Annotated in this window: 17 protein-coding genes and 4 tRNA genes; 18 read left to right on the top strand and 3 right to left on the bottom strand. The window is 35.9% G+C overall.

From position 1 onward, the window contains the following. Window positions 1-40 precede the first annotated feature (40 nt). From IPM14_17850 to IPM14_17830, 5 genes are all read left to right on the top strand, one after another. Window positions 41-1807, top strand: coding sequence for a thioredoxin fold domain-containing protein (locus tag IPM14_17850; protein MBK9099922.1), 1767 nt, complete (start codon window positions 41-43; stop codon window positions 1805-1807). Between the two features lie 79 nt (window positions 1808-1886). After that, window positions 1887-3740, top strand: coding sequence for a 2-oxoacid:acceptor oxidoreductase subunit alpha (locus tag IPM14_17845; protein MBK9099921.1), 1854 nt, complete (start codon window positions 1887-1889; stop codon window positions 3738-3740). Next, window positions 3730-4767: a 2-oxoacid:ferredoxin oxidoreductase subunit beta gene (locus IPM14_17840; GenBank protein ID MBK9099920.1), complete on the top strand. Its 1038-nt coding sequence runs from the start codon at window positions 3730-3732 to the stop codon at window positions 4765-4767. Before IPM14_17845 ends, IPM14_17840 begins: the two co-directional genes overlap by 11 nt. Before the next feature lie 60 nt (window positions 4768-4827). Further along, complete coding sequence (locus IPM14_17835) at window positions 4828-5826, top strand: bifunctional oligoribonuclease/PAP phosphatase NrnA (GenBank protein ID MBK9099919.1); 999 nt, start codon at window positions 4828-4830, stop codon at window positions 5824-5826. A gap of 1 nt (window position 5827) precedes the next feature. After that, window positions 5828-7318, top strand: coding sequence for a leucyl aminopeptidase (locus IPM14_17830; GenBank protein MBK9099918.1), 1491 nt, complete (start codon window positions 5828-5830; stop codon window positions 7316-7318). 4 nt (window positions 7319-7322) lie between these two features. Here IPM14_17830 and IPM14_17825 read toward each other — a convergent pair whose 3' ends face one another. From IPM14_17825 to IPM14_17815, 3 genes are all read right to left on the bottom strand, one after another. After that, window positions 7323-8009, bottom strand: a complete 687-nt coding sequence (locus IPM14_17825) for an ABC transporter ATP-binding protein (protein ID MBK9099917.1) — start codon at window positions 8007-8009, stop codon at window positions 7323-7325. A 36-nt stretch (window positions 8010-8045) separates the two neighbouring features. Further along, window positions 8046-9269, bottom strand: a complete 1224-nt coding sequence (locus tag IPM14_17820; GenBank protein ID MBK9099916.1) for an ABC transporter permease — start codon at window positions 9267-9269, stop codon at window positions 8046-8048. 118 nt (window positions 9270-9387) lie between these two features. After that, the gene (locus tag IPM14_17815) at window positions 9388-10479 is read right to left on the bottom strand and encodes an ABC transporter permease (protein MBK9099915.1); all 1092 of its coding nucleotides are present in this window, start codon (window positions 10477-10479) and stop codon (window positions 9388-9390) included. 194 nt (window positions 10480-10673) lie between these two features. On the opposite strand from IPM14_17815, the gene IPM14_17810 reads away from it, so the two are divergent. From IPM14_17810 to IPM14_17750, 13 genes are all read left to right on the top strand, one after another. Next, window positions 10674-10748: transfer RNA gene (locus tag IPM14_17810), tRNA-Pro, on the top strand. 136 nt (window positions 10749-10884) lie between these two features. Then, a tRNA-Arg gene (locus IPM14_17805) sits at window positions 10885-10958 on the top strand. A gap of 77 nt (window positions 10959-11035) precedes the next feature. After that, window positions 11036-11112: transfer RNA gene (locus IPM14_17800), tRNA-His, on the top strand. A 36-nt stretch (window positions 11113-11148) separates the two neighbouring features. Beyond that, a tRNA-Glu gene (locus IPM14_17795) sits at window positions 11149-11220 on the top strand. Window positions 11221-11725: 505 nt separating this feature from the next. Next, window positions 11726-13204 (top strand): hypothetical protein, encoded by a 1479-nt coding sequence (locus IPM14_17790; GenBank protein MBK9099914.1) that lies wholly within the window; start codon window positions 11726-11728, stop codon window positions 13202-13204. Between the two features lie 132 nt (window positions 13205-13336). Continuing rightward, window positions 13337-15925 (top strand): DUF3160 domain-containing protein, encoded by a 2589-nt coding sequence (locus tag IPM14_17785; GenBank protein MBK9099913.1) that lies wholly within the window; start codon window positions 13337-13339, stop codon window positions 15923-15925. A gap of 42 nt (window positions 15926-15967) precedes the next feature. Beyond that, on the top strand, window positions 15968-16753 hold the full coding sequence (locus IPM14_17780) for a hypothetical protein (GenBank protein MBK9099912.1): 786 nt from the start codon (window positions 15968-15970) through the stop codon (window positions 16751-16753). 1117 nt (window positions 16754-17870) lie between these two features. Continuing rightward, complete coding sequence (locus IPM14_17775) at window positions 17871-18449, top strand: T9SS type A sorting domain-containing protein (GenBank protein MBK9099911.1); 579 nt, start codon at window positions 17871-17873, stop codon at window positions 18447-18449. Between the two features lie 200 nt (window positions 18450-18649). After that, window positions 18650-19561, top strand: a complete 912-nt coding sequence (locus tag IPM14_17770; protein MBK9099910.1) for a PstS family phosphate ABC transporter substrate-binding protein — start codon at window positions 18650-18652, stop codon at window positions 19559-19561. Window positions 19562-19645: 84 nt separating this feature from the next. Continuing rightward, complete coding sequence (locus IPM14_17765) at window positions 19646-20743, top strand: hypothetical protein (GenBank protein MBK9099909.1); 1098 nt, start codon at window positions 19646-19648, stop codon at window positions 20741-20743. Window positions 20744-20766: 23 nt separating this feature from the next. Further along, on the top strand, window positions 20767-21744 hold the full coding sequence (gene pstC, locus IPM14_17760) for a phosphate ABC transporter permease subunit PstC (GenBank protein MBK9099908.1): 978 nt from the start codon (window positions 20767-20769) through the stop codon (window positions 21742-21744). A 10-nt stretch (window positions 21745-21754) separates the two neighbouring features. Continuing rightward, a complete protein-coding gene (gene pstA, locus IPM14_17755; GenBank protein MBK9099907.1) occupies window positions 21755-22702 on the top strand; it encodes a phosphate ABC transporter permease PstA in 948 nt (315 codons plus the stop codon). Between the two features lie 10 nt (window positions 22703-22712). Next, window positions 22713-23471, top strand: coding sequence for a phosphate ABC transporter ATP-binding protein (locus tag IPM14_17750; GenBank protein MBK9099906.1), 759 nt, complete (start codon window positions 22713-22715; stop codon window positions 23469-23471). Window positions 23472-23476 lie beyond the last annotated feature (5 nt).

The raw sequence follows: 23476 nt of genomic DNA, 5'->3' as shown, positions 1-23476 counted from the left end.
AATTAATATTCTGTTCAATAATTATAGCTTAATCTACATTATGAAAATATTTAAATTAATTTCAATCTTAATCTTACTATCTGTAGTAAGTGCTTTCGCACAATTTGGTGTGCAGAAAGATCTCGTAAAAATTAAAACATTCCAATCCTTTGATAAGGTATATCCCGGAACAGAATTTAAAATAGCTATACAAACCGATGTTGATGAAGGATGGCATATTAATTCGGATAAACCGTATGACGAATATTTGATCCCGACTTCGTTGATCATTCCGGAAAATCCTAATTTCAAATTAGTTAAAATTGCTTATCCCAAACCTCACGATTTTAAGTTCTCATTTTCTGAATCACCATTATCCGTTTGGGAAGGAAGTGTTTTCATTGGTGCTTTGATCGAAGTTGATTCAGCAACTGCACCAGGCACATACTCACTAATTGTTGAACTTGAATATCAGGCTTGTAATGATATTAGCTGCCAGGCACCGACGGCAGTCAGCGACACATTGACAATTGAAGTAGCAGATAAAACCTCTCCGGTAAATTCAATCAATGATGAAATATTCAGTGAAATTAATTTAAGTTTAAGCCAAACATCAACTGTTGAGAAGGAAGAGTCTGACCCGATTTCCAGTGCACTGGAAAATCAAGGTTTGATAATCGGATTACTTTTAGTTTTTCTTGGTGGTTTAGCGCTGAACTTAACTCCCTGCGTTTATCCTTTAATACCAATAACAGTTGGGTATTTTGGCGGACAGAGTGAAGGAAGTACTACCAAGTTATTTTTTATGGGAATCTTATTCATACTTGGACTTGCTGTCACATATTCTGCGATAGGTGTTATAACCTCTTTGACAGGTGCGGTATTTGGTGCGCTGCTTCAAAATCCAATCGTTATTCTTATTATAGTTGCAATAATGCTTGCTCTATCACTAAGTATGTTTGGAGTTTATGAGTTCAAATTACCTGATAGTTTGGTTAACAAAGCAGGTGGGGCAAAAGCCGGATTGTACGGAGCTTTCTTTATGGGATTAACGATGGGAATAGTTGCGGCACCCTGTATTGGTCCTTTTGTTCTTGGATTAGTTACTTATGTTGCTACAAAACAAGATCCGTTTTTTGGTTTTCTTCTCTTCTTCGTTTTAGCAGTTGGACTTGGAACTCCTTATCTGTTTTTAGCTGTCTTCTCTGGCAAGATAAAAAATCTGCCAAGAGCTGGTGAATGGATGGATGCTGTAAAGCATATATTCGGATTCATTCTTATTGGAATGGCTTTATACTTTCTGCTTCCACTCTTACCAAAAAGTATTTCTGGATATGTCCTTCCTGTATTCATGATTGGAACAGCAATTTATCTTTTATTTTTTGAAAAGCTGGCGAACTCAGTCAAAGGATTCAGAATTTTTAAAATAGTTTTCTCTGTTCTAATTATGGCCATAGGTGTTTATGCACTCGTTCCATCAGAAACAAAATCTGTTGATTGGCAGCCGTTCACCGAAGATGCATTGAATGAAATTTCAGGCAGGGGAGTGATAATTGATTTTTATGCTGACTGGTGCATCCCCTGTAAAGAACTTGATGCGCTTACATTTTCTGATCCTCAGGTCATTTCTTTATCGAAAGAGTTTGAAACTTATAAAGCAGATATGACGAAAGCATTATCACCGGAAGTTGAATCGTTGAGAGAGCGATTCAAAATAGTTGGTGTTCCGACCGTTTTAATTCTTAATTCAAAAGGAGAAGAAGTGGAGAGAATTACAGGATTCGTTAATGCAAATGAATTTTACAAAAAGATTGAGAACGTTAATTAACATTTACTAATAATTACATTGATAAATCAAACAGGACTTAGTAACTTTATTAGCAATAAAAAATTTAGGAATTGGTTAAATGTCAGAAATTAAAGAAAAAGAATTCAGAGTAGTAACAAACGTTACTGTGCGATTTGCAGGCGATTCCGGCGACGGAATGCAATTAACCGGTAGTCAGTTTAGTGATACAACTGCCTGGATCGGAAACGATTTAAATACTTTGCCCGATTATCCTGCCGAGATCAGAGCACCCGCCGGAACAATTTATGGTGTGAGCGGTTTTCAATTAAGTTTTGGAAGTGAAGACGTAAATACACCCGGTGATCTTCCGGATGTTCTTGTTGCGATGAATCCAGCAGCTTTAAGAAAAAATCTTAAAGAACTTAAAAATGGTGGAGTACTAATTGTAAATTCAGATGCATTCGATCAGAAAAATTTAAAGTTGGCAAATTTTGAATCGAACCCTCTCGAGGATGATTCCCTTAGCGGTTACGAACTGCATCAGGTACCAATCTCATCACTAACAGCAAATGCACTGGAAGGATTACCTTTAAGTCCTAAAGAAGTTGCAAGATGTAAAAACTTTTTTGCACTTGGCTTGATGTACTGGTTATACGACAGACCTCTTAAAAACACTGAAGATTGGATTAAAGATAAATTCAAAAATAAACCTGAGTATGTGGAAGCAAATACAAAGGCGCTTCAAGCTGGTCATAAATTTGGTGAGATGACAGAAATATTTACTACGAGATATAAAGTTGAAGCTGCAAAACTTCCAAAAGGTATCTACCGGAATATTTCTGGTAATGAAGCAACTGCACTCGGATTTTTAACAGCATCTGTTAAAAGTGGATTGCCATTATTTCTTGGTTCATATCCAATCACACCTGCATCAGAAATTTTACAATATTTAAGTTCATATAAAAACTTTGGAGTAAAAACTGTTCAGGCAGAAGATGAAATAGCTGGAATTACATCCGCGATCGGTGCTGCTTTTGCTGGTAATCTTGCATTAACAACCACAAGCGGACCAGGTTTATCATTAAAGACGGAAGCTATTGGTTTAGCAGTAATGACTGAGTTACCTCTCGTTATTGTAAACGTTCAAAGAGGCGGACCGAGTACCGGTTTACCAACCAAGACTGAACAGGCAGATCTTTTGCAGGCAATGTATGGAAGAAACGGAGAAGCCCCTGTGTGTGTACTCGCCGCAAGAACACCACGAGATTGTTTCTATATGGCAGTAGAAGCATCAAGAATAGCATTAAAGTATATGACTCCAGTAATTCTTCTGACAGACGGCTATCTTGGAAATGGTTCTGAGCCCTGGAGAATTCCTCATGTAAATGAACTTCCCGATATTTCTGTGAAATTCCGTACTGATCCGGAAAGATTTTACCCGTATTTAAGAAATGACAATCTTGCTAGGCCATGGGCTATTCCGGGAACACCAGGTTTAGAACACAGAATAGGTGGTCTTGAAAAAGCTGATGTTTATGGAACTGTAAATTACGATCCGGAAAATCACGATAGAATGGTTAAGCTAAGAACAGAAAAAGTTAAAAGAATTGCCAATGACATACCAGATCTAGAGGTTGATGGCGATGAAAAAGGAGATTTATTGGTACTTGGTTGGGGCGGTACATACGGGTCAATTAAAGATGCAGTTAATAAAGCAAGAAAATCAGGATTAAGAGTATCACAGGCCCATTTGAGATATTTAAACCCTATGCCTAAAAATACGGGACAGGTTCTTAAGAACTTTAAAAAGATATTAATCCCAGAAATTAACCTTGGTCAACTAGCACATTTGATTCGGAGTGAGTATTTAATTCAAGTTGAACAATTGAATGTGGTAAGAGGATTACCGCTTAAAGTCAATGATATTTTAGAAAAGATAAATTCTTTACTTGGAGGTGGAAATGGCAAATAGTCCAGAAGTAGTAACGCAAAAATATACTGCGAAAGATTTTACAAGTGATCAGGACGTTCGCTGGTGTCCCGGATGCGGAGATTATTCAATCCTTGCGCAGGTTCAGAGAACTTTTCCTGACTTAATTCAAACCAATAAAGAAAAAATTGTATGGGTTTCGGGAATCGGATGTTCAAGCCGCTTTCCGTACTATATGAATACTTATGGTTTTCATGGAATTCACGGTCGTGCTGCGATAATTGCAACAGGTGTTAAAGTAGCTAATCCTGATTTGTCAGTTTGGGTCGCAACAGGTGATGGAGATTTATTGAGTATCGGTGGAAATCACTTTATACATGCTTGCAGGAAAAATGTTGATCTAAAAGTTCTTCTATTTAATAATAGGATTTACGGATTGACCAAAGGACAATATTCACCAACATCCGAAAAAGGTAAAGTTACCAAAACAACTCCTTTCGGAAGCGTTGATTATCCATTTAATCCGCTCTCACTCGCACTTGGATCTGATGCTACATTTGTAGCCCGTTCGATTGATCGAAATCCAAAACACATGCAGGAAATGATAAGAAGGATAGGCCAGCACAAAGGATTTGCACTTCTTGAGATTTTTCAAAATTGCAATATTTTTAATGATGGTGCATTCGAACTATTGACAGAAAAAGAAACAAAAGACGATCACGTTTTAGTGCTTGAACATGGCAAACCGATGGTATTTGGTAAGAATCAGGATAAAGGAATAAAATTGGATGGTGCTCATCCTATTGTTGTTGATATTTCCAACGGTAAATACTCAAAGGATGATCTCTGGGTTCATGATGAATTTTCCGATGCTCCTGTTCATGCAATGATACTTGCACATCTCGATGACAGACCAGATTTGCCTAGTCCGATCGGAGTGTTTAGACAAGTAATTAAAGAGACTTATGACGAAGGTATAAAAAATCAGATCGATAAAATCATCGAGAAAAAAGGAAAAGGAGATTTAGAAAAAGTACTTTTCGGCTCAAACACCTGGGAAGTGGCTTAATATACTTCATGAATTATATTTCAGTGGATGGGGCTTTTATATAAGCCCCTTTTATTATTAATGATAAATTTTCAAAAACTCGCAGATATAATTAATAGTAACAAATCCTTCCTGCTAACAACACATGTTAACCCGGATGCAGATGCGATTGGCTCGGAGATAGCATTCTCTAATCTATTATTGAAACTTGGTAAGTCCTATAAAATCATCAACCACAGTGCGACTCCATATAATTTGAAATTCCTTGATGTTGATAATAGCATAGAGAAGTATGATGCGAGCAAACATATTAATTATTTCAATTCTTCCGATGTACTTGTAGCTTTAGATTTTAACAGATCTGATCGGCTGGTTAGCATGCAATCAGGTTTTTTTGAATCGAATAATATTAAAATTTGTATTGATCATCATCAGGATCCTGAAAAATTCGTTGACCATTATTTTATTGCTCCCGATTATGCAGCGACTGGTCATATCATATTTGAACTGATAAAAAAAACCGGCATTGTTAATTTAGATTTAGATATTGCTGCACCACTATATGCTGCGATAATGACCGATACCGGCTCTTTTCGTTTTGAAAGAACTACAGCAGAACTTCATAGAAACATTGCCGAACTTCTGGATAAAGGTGTTAACCCGACAGAAATTTATGATCAGCTTTATGATGAAAGTAAATTAAGTAAAATTAAATTACTTGGAAGGTCATTGAGTTCATTACAGTTAATCGCTGAAAATAAAGTTGGTTATATGGTTATAACTCAGGAAGATTTTATTGATTTGGAAGCTATGGAAAGTGATACTGAAAATTTTGTAAACTACATTATTTCAGTTGAAGGAGTCACACTCGGTTTACTTTTCATCGAGCTAAAGAATGGGTTCAAAGTAAGTTTCAGATCGAAAGGGGATTTACCGGTGAATAAGCTTGCTGGTTTGTTCGGTGGTGGTGGACATACAAATGCTGCTGGAGCACGTTTTCATAATTCTGATATGAATCAATCGATCCCTGAAATATTAAAAGAAGCAGAGAAATTTATTAATAATTATTCAAAAGGTTAAAATGTTCAGATTGAATTACAAAATTGGTGGTAAACTGATTTTTTCACCACTTTCTATTGCCGTCCATTTCATTACAGATGATAAGAATATCAAAAATTCGATTGCTACTTTTGAAAAGAAATTCAAAATTAAATTGTCAGAACTTCAACTTAAAAATATTCAAGCCAAAAAGAATAAGCAGATAAGCATCTCAAATCCTAAAGGAAAACCTGAACACATAATCTTGCATAAATTTAAGACTGATGAAAAGTTTTCCGTTGATTATTTCAGAAATCATCTTGCAGGTTTGATCAAGGAAGTCAAAAATGATGAGGTTCAATCGTTACATTTATTCATTCCTGAATATGAACTGGTAAAAAAATATTTTGATGAAGAAGAATATTACTACCGTACTTTTCTTGAAGGTATTTCTCTTGGAAATTATTCTTTTGATAAATTCAAAAAAGAAAAAGACAGAACGAGAAATCTTTCAGTTTTTATTTACGCGAAAGATGAAAAGCTTGTTAAGTCGGCTATTGCCAAGACTAATATTTTAGTGGAAGGAATATTTTTTACAAAAGATCTTCAAAATGAACCACCGTCATCTCTGCGTCCGTTTGAGCTGGCTGATAGAATAAAAGAAACTTTAACTAAAGCCGGATTGAAAGTAACGATATTCGATGAAAAGGAAGTTAAAAAAAGAAATATGGGTGGTTTGCTTGCCGTTGGTCAGGGCAGCAATGCGAAACCGAGATTCATTGTTATCGAATATAAGCCAAGGCAAAAGCAATCCAACATGAAAAAAATTGCCTTAGTTGGGAAGGGAGTTACTTTCGATACAGGTGGTTATTGCATCAAACCATGGCAGGGAATGTTGGAAATGAAAGGTGATATGTCCGGAGCAATCCTGGCAGCATCAAAAGCAAATTTTCCAATGGAAATTCTTGGAGTAATTCCCGCAGCCGAAAATATGATTAATGGCGAAGCTATGAGACCCAGTGATGTTGTTAAAACAGCATCTGGAAAAACAATTGAAGTAGGTCATACTGATGCAGAAGGACGAATGATTCTTGCAGATGCACTCGATTATGCATCGAAAGAAAATCCTGACGAAATAATTGACTTCGCAACTTTGACAGGAGCTTGCGTTGTCGCGCTCGGCATTAATGCTGCCGGCCTGTTTACAAAAAATGATAGAATGGCTGATGATCTTTATGAAGCCGGAATGAAAACTTATGATAGGGTCTGGCGTTTACCGATGTGGGATGACTATCATAAAGAAAATGAAAGCAAGATTGCTGACGTTAATAATGATGGTGGACGTTGGGGAGGAGCAATTACAGCCGCAAAATTTTTAGAGAACTTTGTTGATAAGAAAATCCCTTGGGCGCATCTTGATATTGCCGGACCAGCAAGTGCAAACGAACTTACTAATTATAACAAAACGTTTATGACCGGATTTGGCGTGAGATTGATGATTGAATATCTCTCACAGAAGATAAGTCAGTCTTAGGAAATTAATCTCTCGGAAGAATTTTTCCATCTTTAATTTCGAGAATTTGATCTGCAAGGTTAACCAGTTGTTGATTATGAGTAACGATAACAAATGTTACTCCGATGCTTGTCTTTAAATCCAGAATTAGATTGTGAATGTCTTCACTATTTACTGAATCAAGATTGCCGGTCGGTTCATCAGCAAAAATAATTTTTGGATCGTTTGCAAGTGCCCTGGCAACAGCAACTCTTTGCTGTTCGCCACCTGAAAGTTCTGCTGGTTTATGATCAATCCTTTTTGATAAACCTACCGTTTGAAGTAATTGTTCACTCTTAAGTTTTGCTTCAGGAAAATTTTTCCCACTGATTAATTGCGGTATAATTACATTTTCCAGAGCAGTAAATTCAGGCAATAGATGATGAAATTGAAAAACAAAACCAACATTTCCATTTCTGAATTTTGCCAATTTGTCTTCAGAGTAATTAAAAATATTTTCTTCATCATATAAAACCTCACCGGAATCTGGTCGGTCGAGTCCTCCCAGCAAATGCAGCAATGTACTTTTACCAGCACCTGATGCGCCTACGATAATTGTAATTCTTTTCTCCTCAATCTTAAGCGATACTCCTTTCAGAACTTCCAGATTATTCTTTCTCGTAGTTTGAAAAGATTTATAAATATTATTTGCTGATAAAATAGTATTACTCATTTTCTTAGTTTGATTCATTTTAAAAATTGATTGATATTACTCCCATTTGATTGCATTAATCGGATTTACTCTCGATGCTTTTTTTGCTGGATATAATGATGCCAGATATGAGAGCAGCATAGAAGCGAAGCTGATAAAGAAGAAGTCAGATATTCTTATCTCAATCGGAAGAGAATCAATTTTGTATTGTGATGGATCTAGTGGATAAATATTATATTCAATCTGAATGTAACATACAAGATAACCAATTATTACACCCAGCAATGTTCCGATTATACCGATCAGTAATCCTTCGAACATAAAAATTTTCAAAACAGATTTCTCAGTCACGCCCATCGATCGAAGTATTCCAATGTCACGTTTCTTTTCAATCACCGACATTGACAATGATCCAAGTATATTGAAAGTCGCAACTGCTATAATTAAAGAAAGTATGATGTAAGCAGTCCATCTTTCAATCTGCATTACTGAATAAAGTTCTTGGTGGAAATCATACCAGGTGTTAATACTGAATTGATTTTGATCCAATTGTGAAACCAGTTTTTGTTTAACTGAATTAGATTTATCAATGTCATCAAGTCTCACATCATATCCCTGAAAATTCTTTTTATAACCAAATAAATATTGACCATCTTTCAATTCACAAAATATGTAGCCTTCATCATATTCGTTATTTTTTGAGATAAAAACTCCTGCAATAATAAACCTCTTTGATAAAGGAAGTGAAAGCTGAGTTATTGCCTGTTCAATATTTAAAGGTGATATGATTGTGAGAGTATCGCCGGCCATCACCCGAAGTTTATCAGCTAAGGGCAATCCGATAAATACAGAAGATTCATCAGAAAATTTATCATCTCCATCTACAATATTTTCATCAAGCAGATAAACATTATTCACAGATTTAGCTTCAATACCTTTCAGATTTACTACTTGTGTTATTCCTTTGTTGTATGCTAATACTTTTCCTTCTACGAATGCGGAGTAAGATTTTATATTACCATTATTCATCAAGCTTTTCTCAAGACTGCCGATTGATTTTTCTCCTTCTTCAGTAATTGCGTTGATACGGATGTGAGGATCGAGGCTCATCAGGTAACTTGTAACAAGACTGCCAAATCCATTAAATACTGAAAGCACAACTATTAAAGCTGCGACACCAATCGTGATTCCGGCAATTGAGATAATTGAAATTATTGTAATGAAATTTATCTTGTGCTTGGATACCAAATATCTCTTTGCAATGAATCTTTCGAAAAGCATCAGCCAAACCTCAATGCATTAACCGTTTTAATTTTTGAAGCTATCAAACTTGGTATAATCGATGCCAGCAGACAAAGAATGAATGTAAGTAGAGATATCCACAAAAAAGTATCTACAGTTAAAAGAAAAGGAACCCGTGACATAAATGCACTGATGACGGTAAAGTAATGATATTGAAATTTTCCTGAAGCATTATTAATAAAAGTGCGAGCAAACTTCCCGACATAATTCCGATCACACCAAGCACCGCTCCATGTATTAAAAAAACTGTAATGATCTGTCTTCTCCGTGAACCAAGTGTTTTCATGATTCCAACTGCGTTAGTTTTCTCAAGCACGATCATAAGTAGCGTACCAATGATGTTAAACACAGCAACAAGAATTATTAATGCGAGCACAATCGGTATTGGTTCTTTTTGTAATTCAATCCAGGTAAAAATATTACGGTGAATTTGATAAACAGATCTGACGGAGTACGGATATCTGAGTGATTTGCTGAGATATGTTGTGAGGCTGTCAATTTTAGAGATATCGCTTAACTTGATATTAATTCCGGTGATATTGTCGCCAATGTCAAAAAGTTTTTGCGCAGATAATAAAGTGGTATACGCATAAGTATCATCATATTCAGTCATACCGCTTTCAAAAATACCACTGACAGTAAATTTTTGGATGTTGGGTAAATTTTCAGGAGAAGGTATCTCATCATTCTTTAGCGAGAAAATTGTAATCCGATCACCGACTTTGACAAATAGTTTCTCTGCTAGTTTCTTCCCAATTAATAAATTGTCATCAAAAAGTGAAATATCGCCTTCAACCATATTGTTAACAAAAAAAGGCTTTTCGTTTTGTCCATCTATTCCGAATAAGTTTATTCCTTCTTTCTTTTTTTTGTTGCTTACCAGAACCAGCTTGGAAGCAAAAGGTGTAATTGTGGGTTTGAAAGATTCTAATTGCGATTTTATCCATGGTAAAGTTTTTTGATAATCAGGAAGATTAGAGCGATAGGAAGTTATTTTTATATGAGAATCAAAATCTATTATTTTATTTGTAATTGTCTGCTCAAAACCTTTCAGAACACTTATAGCGATGATAAGCGTTGCCACACCCAAAGCAATTCCTATTATTGAAATTGTAGAAATCAGGCTGATAAACCTGGAATCTTTTCTTGAAAGAATGAATTGTTTTGCTATATACCAGGATACATTCATTATAAAGTAAAATGATGAAATTATAATATTTAATTTAATCAATTAAAAAATAACAGAATCGAATCAAAATTGATATGGAGATTTAATCAGATAGAGTAGAGGTAATACAGTAAAATTTACTTTTTTTTTCAGAATTCGATAGATATATTTGTGACTCAATTTTTAAGATGCTTGTTCTTCCGTCAGGAAATTACCGGGGCGTAGCGTAGTCCGGCTATCGCGCCTGCTTTGGGAGCAGGAGGTCGCAGGTTCGAATCCTGCCGCCCCGACTGGTTGAATAACCAAATCATAAACACCAAATAACAAACAATCTAACAATTCAAAATCCCAATAGTTTGTTATTTGAATTTTGAGGAATGAATTTTATTTGTTGTTTGAAAATTGATTATTGATATTTTGATTTGAGCGCCCGTAGCTCAACCGGATAGAGCATCAGCCTTCTAAGCTGAGGGTTAGTGGTTCGAGTCCACTCGGGCGTACTAATCAGGACCAAAAAACAAAAGAATAAAGTAAAAAATCTTTAGTCTTTTTTCTTTTGACTTTTATCTTTAGAATGGTGAGCGTAGCTCAGTTGGTTAGAGCATCAGGTTGTGGCCCTGAGGGCCGTGGGTTCAAATCCCATCGCTCACCCCAATTTATAATTGTTCATTTTTAATTTTTAATTAATCTGGCCCCATCGTCTAATGGTTAGGACCTCGCCCTTTCACGGCGGTAATAGGGGTTCGAATCCCCTTGGGGTCACTAAAGCCTCGGTAATTTTATCGGGGCTTTTTTATTTTCATTTTAATAGAAAAATAGCAAGGCAGTAATAGAGGTTCTCCCAAAGGGACTCCTTTGGAGGAATCCCCTTGGGGTCACTAAAGCCTCGGTAATTTTATCGGGGCTTTTTTATTTTATTAGAAAGTAGAAGATGGTGATGATAGTGGGTTCTTCCAGAGGAATGCCTTCGGCAGAATCCCCTTGGGGTCACCAAAGCTTCAGTAGAAATATCGAAGCTTTTTTATTTTATTAGAAAGTAGAAGATGGTGATGATAGTGGGTTCTTCCAGAGGAATGCCTTCGGCAGAATCCCCTTGGGGTCACCAAAGCCTCGGTAGTTGTTATCGAGGCTTTTTTTGTAAATGATCCATTTGTTTTAATTCCTTATCAATCTTAACCCTTAATTAATACCCTGTGATATTTGCTGATTAGAATATATTTTTACACGGTTACTAAAAGTATTTACTCATAATGCAGAATACTAAACTTTGAAAAAATTTATTTTGGTTTTAATAATCGTTCTTTCACAAGCAACCATTTCCTCAGTTCTTTTTGCTCAGGAATACTTCAAACCGAATGTTGGTGATGCGTTAAGATTATCCATCAGCGGTCAGATTTATGATGCGAGAACATTAAGTATGGGTAACTCAAGTTCCGTCTTCAATGATACATATACGGCAACTCTTATAAATCCTGCTGCTCTGGGATTAGCCAGGAAATTTACGGTTAACACATCTGTTGGAGCCAATTTATACAACAATGAAGCTTTCTATCTCACTGACTCCTTGCTGAGTAAACGAACAGAGACAGTACTCAATCAATTAGGAATCGTCATTCCGCTTGTAAGTGATTCAGCATCAAATAATTTTGCGCTTTCACTTGGTTATAACAGATCGAAAGATTTCAACAGAATATTAAAATTTAATTCCTTCAACTCTGCTAATAATTCTTTAATCCAGGATCTGACCTCGATCAATAATTATATCCCCCGTGAGTTGTTGCTGAGTTATTCAGAATTTGACCCGGGCAGTAACGAATATCTTGGAGACAGAACAATTTTTAATGGTAATCTCAATCAGGAAGGTTATGTTTTGGAAGAGGGTGGTATAAATCATTGGTCAATTGGTATTGCCGGCGAACTTGCCTACAACATTTTCTTTGGTGCAAGTTTTAATTATAATGTAGGCAGCTATTTACGAGATGGAGAATTTACTGAATCCGATTCAAGAGATTCTTATGCTGATTCATTACGAACAATTGCTGACAATCCATTAACCGCAGGCTTTCAATCATTTTATATAAATGATATCAAAGATTGGGTTTTTAACGGTTATGATTTGAGAGTTGGTGTAATGTACAGGTTTTTCAACTTCATTGCTATCGGTGGTGCTGTTAAAACACCTTCAGTTATTTCGGTTACCGAGGATCATTATTTCAGAGGCAGAAGTGAATTTGCTACAGATTATTTTGAACAAATTGATACTGTAATCTCCAACAAATTTACAATCCAAACTCCGTACGAATTTTCCGTTGCAGGCGATGTTAACCTTTGGATAATTACAGGCACTGCAGAAATTACGTATATCGATTATACGCAGATGAAATTCTCAGGTGATCTCGAAGTGCCCGAGCAATCAGCATTAAATAAAAAGATTATTGATACATACACTCAAACTTTTAATGCTAAAATTGGTGCTGAATTCAGGTTGCCGTGGACAGGACTTAGCGCTCGTGCAGGAGCGATGTATATCCCTTTTCCTGTTGCTGATTCACCAACAGAATACGATAGAAAATTTTTAACCGCTGGCCTTGGTATAAGATCGGGTGAAGGTGCAATGGAATTTAATGTAGCTTACGTTTATGGATGGTGGGATCATGTTGCTGAAGATTACGGCGGTAGTGTTTCACCAATCAGGCAATCAATTATCAGTCAGAATATACTTGCGAGTTTGTCATTACGATTTTAATCATTATTAAGTCAATTTATTAGAGCCTCAGCTATTAAGTTGAGGCTTTTTTAATTAATGATTGATAATCGGAAATTGATATTATCTGAATATTTTGCTAAGTTTCAAAAAAAAATATGGAGGTATTTTTTTATGAAACCTCTTGCGAATTTCAGTTTATACATATTCTCTCTCTTTCTTCTATCAAACCAAACTTACCCGCAAGTTTTTAATCTCGAAGATTATACGCAATTCCTTCAACAGCATCAGAACATGAGCACAGAAGAATTGCTGCAAATGCATGATGCAGGATTCTTCACAGATCAGATCAACACCAATTATGAAGATGCTCTTTACTTCGATACTCTCGATGGATTTTACAATTTCACCGATTTCGAAAAATCTCTGATTGAAGATCACGGATTTATGGTAAGCGAAAGATTGAAAAGAATTTCTTTCGGGCAATCGCTTCTTGAAATATTTCATCGGGATTTTCCTGTTTTCGTTTCAACCGATGCGATACTTCACGCTTTTCATATTTCTTACGACAGAATATTAACTGATATGGAAGTTGGGTTGCTTGAAGACAGACTTATTGAATTACTTTGGAATCTGCGGAATTCAATGAACCAGCTTCATAGTAATTACAGCAGCAATCCTGAAATGATGACGATGCTAAAAGATGTGGATATTTATGTAACGGTTCCTTTGCTGCTGCTTGAGGAAAATGCTCAACCATACTATCCTGAAAATGATGCAATGATAGATTCAATCCTGGAATGGATTTACGATGAACAGGGAGGTGTTTCATCAACAATTTTCTCAACCACTTGTCGAGTAATGGATTGGAGCCAATTTAAGCCAAGAGGACATTACGTTTACAATCCTTCAACTCAAATTGATCTTGAAGGTTATTTCAGAGCAATGATGTGGCTCGGAAGAATTGAGTTGTATCTCATGGCACCTGTTTCATATCCCGTTCAGTGTCCAAACCAAAAGTTTACAGATATCCAGAGACAAGCTATTGATGCATTCCTGATTGATGAATTATTCGTTATTGCAAATGCAAACCCAATTTACGAGGAAATGGAAAACATACTTAAGTTTTTTGTCGGCGAATCGGATAATGTAACTCTGGACAATCTTGATTATTTGAAGCAAGCTATTTCACTGAATAATCCGACAGAATTACTGGATAGCTTAAAGATGGTTGAGTTCCAGGATACATTGAGCAATCAGGCTTTTGCATATCAGCTAATTCTTTCCCAAATACTTTTTAGTAATCCTATGAGTCCTGACACAATTGTACCGGCTTCTGCTTTTATGATATTCGGACAAAGATTTGTTATAGATTCATATGTAACAGGAACAGTTGTATATGATAGGATTAAATATTTCGGTGAAAAAATCTGCAGACTTTATCCTTCAACACTCGATGTACTGTTCTCTCTTGGTAACAGCGCATCAGCTCAGCTATTAATTGATGAATTAAATGAATATCATTACTCAACAAATCTTGCAGCTCTTAGATATCTGATTGATCATTACGATCCTGCGTTCTGGGGAAGCTCGATTTACAATTACTGGCTCAACTCTATCAGAAAGCTAAATCCTCCGGAAGATCGAAACGGCTTGCCAACTTTTATGAAGACAGCAGCATTCTGGCAGCAGAAGATGAATACACAACTATCATCCTGGACAGAATTAAGACACGATAATCTTTTATATGCAAAACAATCATATACTGGTGGTTCTGTATGTTCTTACCCTTACAGCTTTGTTGAGCCGTTTCCAGAATTTTATTCAGCATTGAATGAATATTCAACTGAAGCGCTCAACTATTTCACGAGTCTTAATTTCCCCAATCCTGCAATAAAAAACAAAATCATCTATTACTTTGGAAGATGTAAAGGAATAACAGATACACTCCAGACAATTTGTGAAAAGGAACTTGCTGGCATTCCTTTTACCAGTGCTGAACAAGCATTTTTAGCAGGAATGATTTATGAAACCGGACAAAGCGGAGTTTCAATGGATGGCTGGTACCCAAATCTTTTTTATGATGATATTTTTCGTGGAGACTGGGGTTATGAAGGGCTGATGGAAAGTGATCATATTGTTGCTGATATTCATACAACTCCAACCTATTGTGGTGGTGGTTATCTTGGTGCAATAACTCACGTTGGAACAGGCGCTGTTAACCTCGGAGTTTTTATAACTGAAAATCATCTGGGAGAATCAACAGCTTTTGTTGGACCTGTGATGAGTTATTATGAATACAGAACAACTGACTTTTTAAGATTAACAGATGAAGAATGGGAGAACACTTATCTCCAATCTGCATTAAGACCTGAATGGGTCAACATATATCTCGCTGATAGTCTCGGAGAAACAAGAGGAAGCGGACCATCGTTGATAACTTCTGTTGAGCAGGATATAAATCCGGTAATTCCTCAGTCGCAAATATTGCTGAACAATTATCCGAACCCATTTAATCCATATACGATAATTTCTTTTTCAATTCCGTATGATTTAACAAACTCATTTGTTGAATTGAAAATATTTGATATCAATGGCAGTCTTGTTAAAACTCTGGTAAGTGAAAATCTTCCCGCGGGAAATTATTTAACCAAATGGGAAGGGGATAATACCGGTGGAAATAAAGTGAGCAGCGGAATTTATATTTACTCGATCCGAGTTGGTGACAGGGCATTAAATAAGAAGATGACGCTGTTGAAATAAAAAGATTTTTAATTAAGTTTTTCATACATAAGGGGAAGAATAATGAAAAGTAGAAAGCTGATTATGGCAGTCTTTTCAATACTAATTCTTGAGGTCAATGAACATTTTGCTCAAGAAATAAATGGGATTCCAATAGGCCCTATCCCAAAATTAAAAAATACCAAAAACATTAGTTCAGAAAATTCTACATTTAATTCTGCTTCAATTGCATTTGGATATTCATCACAGCAAGAAGCAAGTTTATCCATGCCAATTCCTTCGGGTAATCCTTTTACTATTCTTTCACCTCATACATTTACCGGATTTGCTTCGTCTATGTGTCTTGGGGGAGATGGCAAATATTATTTAATTGAAAGTTATTTCATGCCGCCAATTCCAGATCCTTCATTATATGAATTTGATCCGTTAAATGGTGCGATTACTCTCATAGGATCGATATCAGGATTAGGTACTTCACCTCCAAGTGGTATAGCTTATAATCCATCTGATGGTGGCTATTATATATGTACTCACGATGCATTATATAATTTAAATTTGAATTCAAGAGTAGCAACCTTTATTGGCAGTTTCGATTTAACAGATGGTTTAATGGATGATTTATGCTTTGATGAAAATGGTACTTGTTATGCTATTGCAATAGGTTCTGCACAAGCATTTACAATTAATATTACAACTGGAGTTGCAACACTTCTTGGTTCACTCGGATATTATGCCATTTATGGACACGGTATGAGTTATGACTTTGAGACAAATACTATCTATATAAGTGCATATAATCATACCCCCCAGACCAGGCCAACTAAGAACGATGGATCCATTAACTGGTAACACTACGCTTATAACAGATTGGGGATGGGAACAAATTGCACCATTTGCTGTAAATACATACTATGGCCCACCATGCCCTGTAGGGGTACCTTTTAATCCCATTCCTTCAGATGGAACAACTGGTGTTAGTATAAGTGAAAATTTTTTAAACTGGACAAATGGAAACAACACAGAAAGTGTAGAAGTATGGTTTGGTACATCAGGAAATGTAATCAAGGTTTATGATGGACCTGCAATTTCTAGCCTGGTACTAGATACATTGATTTATTCAACTACATACAATTGGAGAGTTATTTGTAAAAATGATACTTGTAGTTCTACTGGTCCATATTGGTATTTTCTGACTGAGTCTGATTCTACAGTAATATTCTATGAACCGTTTAATGATTTAAATTGTTGGACACCAATTGGTCCTCAAGGATTTGATAATTGGTATATTAGCTATACGAACAACTCTGGTGGATCACCAGTATCAGAGGTTAAGTTGGAAGGTAGATACTTTAATCCTTTCAATGGTCTCAGTCAGTTGCTCTCGTGTCCTATTGTTGATGATTCTTATCACTATATTGTCAAACTTAGGCATATGCTTGACGTTTATGCTGGTTCCACTTGGCAGTACATTGGAGTTGCAGTTTCATATGATGGGGGAATCACAAAAGAGATTATTTGGCAAAGTCCAATTTCAGGAGACATGGGACCTGAAGAAATAGAAACAGAATTTTATCCATCATCAAGCACATTTCAAATGATTCTTTATTTTAACGGCTATACAATTCAATTAAATAATTGGTTTGTCGATGACCTCATACTGATCGATGATTGTATGGAGTGTTTCCCACCTGCTACTCCAACTTGGCTTCATGCTACTCGCTACTATAATCCGCTGAGAGTTCTTTTATATTGGAATGATAATTCCTGGAATGAAGAAGGATTTAAAATATTTAGAAAGAGAGGATTTCCTGAGGATTCACCTCAATATGAATTAATCGGTTTGGTTGTAGAAAATCAACATAATTTCACTGATCCAAATGTATTTATGGATTCAACATATACATACAGAGCACTTGCATATAATCAATGGGGTGAATCCGATTCAAGCAATACAACGACCATTACAATGATTCCAATCCCAGTCGAATTAATTTCATTTACAGCAAAAGTGGTGAAGAATAAAGTGATCCTGAATTGGTCAACTGCAACAGAACTAAATAACTTAGGTTTCGAAATAGAAAGAAAGACTACCGGTGAATTTTATACAATAGGGTTTACAGAAGGTCAAGGATCAACCACAGAAATTCATAACTACTCATTCACAGATTATTATCCTGAAAGAGGAAACAATTATTACCGATTGAAGCAAATCGATTATAATGGAAATTTCAACTATTCAGAGGAGATTGAACTGAATTTTGACATTCCGGAATTCTTCTCACTAGAACAAAATTATCCAAATCCATTTAACCCAAGCACAGTGATCATTTATCAGATGCCAGTAAGCAGTGATGTAACACTAAAAGTATTTGATGTTTTGGGAAATGAAGTTGCAACACTTGTTAATGAATATAAACCCGCTGGTACTCACGAAGTAGAATTTAACACATCATCCATCAACCAAATTCCATCTTCCGGAGTTTATTTCTATCAGGTAAAAGCCGGAGAATTTGTTAGCACGAAGAAGATGATCCTCCTTCGTTAACACTTCGGCGGACAGGTACTTCTGAAATAATTATTAATTTTTAATCAACTTTCCAGCCCCGAATCCGGCAGCTGCCGGACGGGGCTTTTTATTTCCTCTTCAAACTTAACATACACTTAACCCTAACTTAACAATTCCTTAACATTAGTTTTATAATTTTATTTAATAAAAAGTAAAAAATTATTCAGAAAGGAGTGGAAATGTTTAAACAAAGGTACATTCAGATATTCATTGTAGCGATTGTTATTGGACCGTTAATTTTTATCGGCTGCAAGAAAAAAGAAGCTGGTAAGGAAAAAACAGTAATTTCTATAAAAGGTTCAGATACAATGGTTAACCTTGCTCAAAAATGGGCTGAGATCTACATGCAGAAAAATCCAAACGTTTCGATTCAGGTAACCGGAGGTGGTTCAGGAACCGGTGTTGCATCATTATTAAACGGAACAACTGATCTTGCCAACTCTTCAAGAGAATTAAAAGACAGTGAACTGGAAAAAGCAAAAGAAAAAGGAATTACACCTGTAGTTTACAATGTTGCGCTCGATGGAATTGCAGTTATTGTTCATCCTGAAAACAAAATTGACAATCTCACTGTACAACAGGTAAGCGATATTTTTGCCGGAAAAATTTCTAACTGGAAACAGCTTGGTGGTTCAGACATGCCGATAACTTTATATGGAAGGGAAAACAGCAGTGGTACTTACGAATTTTTCAAAGATCATGTATTAGGTAAAGATGCTACAGGAAAACAGGTAGATTACTCACCGGCAACCCAGGTTCTGCAGGGAACAGCAGCACTTGGTGAAGCTGTTGCAAGAGACGTTAAGGGAATTGGTTATGGCGGTGTAGGATACTTTGCTCAGAGAAAAGATGTAAAAATTCTTCATATCAAAAAAGATGATAATGCTGTTGCAATATCACCTGCTGAAAATGGTCTGGTAAACTATGAAGCTATCTGGAATGGTGATTATTCAATTTCGCGTTACCTTTATTGCTTTACGAATGGTGAAGCACAGGGTGAATTGAAAAACTTTATGGATTTTATTCTTTCACCCGAAGGACAAAAATTAGTTGAGTCAATGGAATATATTCCATTACCGCCAAAAGGCTGAGCTTTAATTAAAGCTTCCTGAAAGAGAGAGCAGGAAGCTTTTCTTATTTATACTAAACTGGTCGAATTAAAGAGAGAGGACAAAATGAAAGTTGTTTCATTTATTTTTTTATTTATTGTTTTTGCATTTATTCATGTTTCCGCACAATCTGAATCAAATGGAAAATTTTCAGGGCTTATGTTCGGAGATTATTTTTATAATATCCTTCGGGATTCTACGATCGATAACATTAACTACAAAGCATTATCTGGTCGAAAAGATCTGAACGGTTTTCAGTTCAGGAGAATTTATTTTACTTACGATTATACTATTTCTGATCAATTCAGTACGAGGTTCAGACTAGAATCTCAAACACAGGTAGGTGTCAACAACACCATATTCCTTGTATTTGTAAAAGATGCATTCCTCAAATGGAAAGATATTTTCGAAGGTAGCAGTCTTATTTTCGGAATCCAACCCCCTCCAAGTTTTGATGTAGCAGAAGGTTATTGGGGATATAGATCATTGGAAAGAACAATTATGGATTTGCGGGGAATTGTTAGTTCCAGAGATTTTGGGGCTGCTTTAAAAGGTAGACTCAACAGTTCAGGTACTATAAACTATTGGTTAATGTATGGTAATGGTGCAATACTAGATTCGGAAACAGACAAATATAAAAGAGCATATGCGCATCTTGAATTCAAACCCACTGAAAATATTGATATTACAGTATATGGAGATTATAGATTCAAAGCCGATAAAACATTCAGTTCATTACCTGATGAAAATTTTAATAATGATGCACTCACAACAGACGTTTTTATAGGTTACAGAGATCCTAAAATCTTCTCAGTTGGAGTTGAATCATTTTTGCAGAATACTTCGAATGATGTTATTCAAACTGAGAATACTGATTACAAAGTATCAAATCGTAATGCGCTTGGAATTTCAGCTTTTGGCTGGTACCGAATTTCAGAATTACTTGCCGGAGTAGGAAGGTATGATTATTTCGATCCTAACATTTCAAGTGACTTCAAGGGAGATTCAAGAAATTATTTTATTTTAGGTTTGAGTTTTATTTTACATGAAAAAGTGTCAATTACACCGAACATACTGCTCGAAACTTATGAGCAGCCTGTAAACGGTGTAGAGATTGATCCTTCGCTGACTGGAAGAATCACTTTTAATTATGAATTCTTATAAAAGATTTTGATTCCTTCTCATATATGGAAGAAAAAGAATTTTTTCAAAAAGCTGCGGATTCTAAGTACGCAAAGAAGATTGGTAAGCACACCAGATTAAAAGAATCTTTAATTAAATTCTTTTTTGCTGTTAATGGAACAATGGCTTTAATCTTCATCGTACTGATTTTTGTTTTTTTATTTAAAGAAGGATTTAAAGCATTAGATCATATTGGTCTTCTTGATTTTCTTTATCTGGACAGACCTGATGCTTCCGGAAATATTGAAAGAGTTTTTCAATGGTATCCGACTTCTGAAGAGCCAAGATATTCCTTGATACCATTGTTAATCGGTACTTTCCTCACTGCGTTCCCCGCAACAATAATTTCTACTTTACTCGGAGTTGGTGCAGGTATTTATTTGTCTGAAGTTGCCAATCCAAAATTCAAAGAATTTCTAAAGCCAATGATTGAATTGTTTGCTGGAATACCTACAGTAGTACTCGGATTTATTATGCTTGTTGTAGGAGCGAGCTTCTTCAATGATTTGCTAAATCCTGCAAACAGACTTAATGCTTTTGTCGCATCAATTGGATTATCTTTTGTAATTATTCCGATTATTGCATCTCTAACTGAAGATGCACTTCATTCAATTCCAAATGATTTGAGAATGGCTTCTTATGGATTAGGTGCAACCAAATGGCAAACGATTAGCAAAGTTATTCTTCCGGCAGCATTCAGCGGAGTTTCTGCCAGTATTCTACTCGGATTCGGAAGAGCGATCGGTGAAACAATGATTGTATTGATGTGTGCGGGTAATGCAGCGAATCTTACATCTAATATTTTCTTAAGTGTAAGAACAATGACGGCAACTATCGCCGCTGAAATGGGTGAGGTATCTCAAGGTTCTGATCATTATTACTCTTTATTCTTTATTGGAATAGTTTTGTTTACTATTACTTTCTTTCTCAATCTTATCGCTGAGATCATTATCAATAAGATGAGAAAGAAAAATACTTTTTAAGAAAGCTTTTATGGAACTGAAGAAAAGAAAAATAGATTTTGCCGGATTTTTATCACTTGGAATTGTGAGACTTACTTTCTTTTTTCTTGTTTTAATTCTCATTCTTCTGCTTGGTAAAATATTTATTGAGGGAATCAATGTAATATCACTCGAATTTCTGTTTGATGAGCCCAGAAATAATATGACTGAAGGCGGAATAGGACCAGCGATTTTTGGGACGGTTGCAGTTACACTTTTAATGGTACTTTTTGCTGTCCCGTTGGGTGTCTTTTCAGCCATTTATCTCAATGAGTATGCTAAGGATACTTTTTTTTCCCGGATAATTAGAACATCCATAAATAATCTTGCAGGTGTTCCATCAATCGTATTCGGTCTTTTTGGACTTGGATTTTTTATTCTATTTATTGGAAAAAATCTGGATGATGTGCTACAGACTGGATTGCTATTTGGGCAGCCAGCATTGCTTTGGGCCTCTGCAACTTTAGCAGTGCTTGTTCTGCCAATTGTAATTGTTTCAACTCTTGAAGCGCTTAATTCAGTTCCCAAATCCCACAGGGATGCGTCGTACGGACTTGGCGCAACTAAGTGGCAGACAATTAAAAATGTTGTGCTGCCTCAAGCAAGACCGGGAATATTAACCGGAACCATTTTAGCAATCAGCCGTGGGGCAGGAGAAACTGCACCAATATTATTTTTAGGTGCTGCATTCTTCTTACCGAATTTACCTGTTGCTGATCTTTGTATTGGTGATTATTGTATTCCTATGATTAACCCGACAGAACAATTTATGTATCTTGCTTATCACATTTTTATAATGGCAACACAATCAGCCAATCCTACAAAAACTTTACCGATTCAATACGGCTCAACGCTGGTGTTAATAGTTCTGACATTTTTATTAAATATTACAGCAATAATTTTCAGATATCGGTTCAGAAAATTATTAGGAAGATTATAATCTTAATTCTATGAAAGAAACTAAAATAGTCGTCAAAGATTTAAACCTGTTTTATGGTGAAAAACAGGCACTCAAAAATATTACTATGAACATTCCATCGAAACGTGTTACTGCTTTTATCGGTCCCTCCGGCTGTGGTAAATCAACTTTCCTGAGAGTAATTAATAGAATGAATGATCTTATTGATCACGTTAAAATTGAAGGCGAAGTATATATTGATGGTGTGAATATTTACGACAAATCATTGGATATAGTAAATCTTAGAAAAAATGTGGGAATGGTTTTTCAGAAATCAAACCTCTTTCCCAAAACTGTTTTCGAGAATATTGTTTATGGTCCAAGAATAAACGGTATAAAAGACAAAAAAGCACTGGACGAAATAGTTGAACGCACCCTTAATCAAGCAGCAATCTGGGATGAAGTAAAAGATAGATTGAATGAGAATGCGTTAAGTTTATCCGGTGGACAGCAGCAAAGGCTTTGCATCGCTCGTGCTCTTGCAGTTGAACCCGAAATAATTCTAATGGATGAACCCGCCAGTGCGCTTGATCCGATCTCAACAGCAAAAATAGAGGAACTTATTCACGACTTGAAAAAGCAGTATACAATTGTTATCGTTACACATAATATGCAGCAGGCAGCGAGAGTAAGCGATCAGACCGCGTTCTTTTACCTCGGTGAATTAATTGAAGTTGACCGGACAACAACAATTTTTACTAATCCCTCAAAGAAACAAACTGAGGATTATGTAACCGGCAGATTTGGTTAATTAAT

Source organism: bacterium, from assembly GCA_016716565.1.
Classification (GTDB): Bacteria; Bacteroidota; Ignavibacteria; order Ignavibacteriales; family Ignavibacteriaceae; genus IGN2.
This window is presented reverse-complemented; position numbering and strand designations above follow the sequence as displayed.